Genomic DNA, 838 nt, shown 5'->3' with positions numbered 1-838 from the left:
GTGTGGTGGGAGCTGTCTAGGAACCCATTGCACAACGGAGGTCTTCGTGTCCCACCGTAATGCCCGGCTGACCGTCTTCGGTAGGCGCCTGCTGGTCGAACGAGTCCGATCGGGCCGCCCCGTCGCGCATGTCGCGGCCGAGATGGGCATATCGCGGGCCACCGCCCACAAATGGGTCCGCCGCTGGCGGACGGAAGGCGAGGTGGGACTTCACGACCGTTCCAGCCGCCCCCGCACAACGCCCCACCGGACGTCGGCCGCGCTCGAGGCCCAGGTCTGTGACCTGCGCCGGAGCCGCAAGCTCGGCCCCGCACGGATCGGCCCGATCCTCGGCCTGCCCGCCTCGACCGTCCACCGGATCCTGACCCGTCACGGCTTGGGCCGCCTGGCCTGGCTGGACCGGCCAACCGGCACCCCGATCCGCCGCTACGAACGGGCCCGGCCCGGCGAACTCGTCCACGTCGACATCAAGAAACTCGGAAACATCCCCGACGGCGGCGGGTGGCGTGTGGTGGGCCGAACCGCAGGCGACCGAAACCGGCAGGCCACCACCGACCAGCGGAAGAGCAGCACGCCGGTGATCGGCTACTCCTACATCCACTCCGCTGTCGACGACCACTCCCGCCTCGCCTACAGCGAAGTGCTGCCCGACGAACGCCAGCACACCGCCATCGCCTTCTGGCAGCGGGCGAACGCGTTCTTCCAGGCACACGGCATCACCGTCCAGCGCGTCCTGACCGACAACGGCGCCTGCTACAGATCCAAGCTCTTCACCCAGACCCTCACCGCGGCCGGCATCGCCCACAAGAAGATCCGGCCCTACCGGCCACAGACCAAC

General features: G+C 69.3%; 1 protein-coding gene. It reads left to right on the top strand.

Annotation, left to right across the window (positions count from 1 at the left end; genetic code table 11):
• Nucleotides 1-46 precede the first annotated feature (46 nt).
• Nucleotides 47-838, top strand: a 792-nt coding sequence (locus IE257_RS37750; RefSeq protein ID WP_189974650.1) for an IS481 family transposase, incomplete at its 3' end; no start/stop codon positions are given.

Source organism: Streptomyces avidinii, from assembly GCF_014650695.1.
GTDB lineage: Bacteria > Actinomycetota > Actinomycetes > Streptomycetales > Streptomycetaceae > Streptomyces > Streptomyces avidinii.
This window is presented reverse-complemented; position numbering and strand designations above follow the sequence as displayed.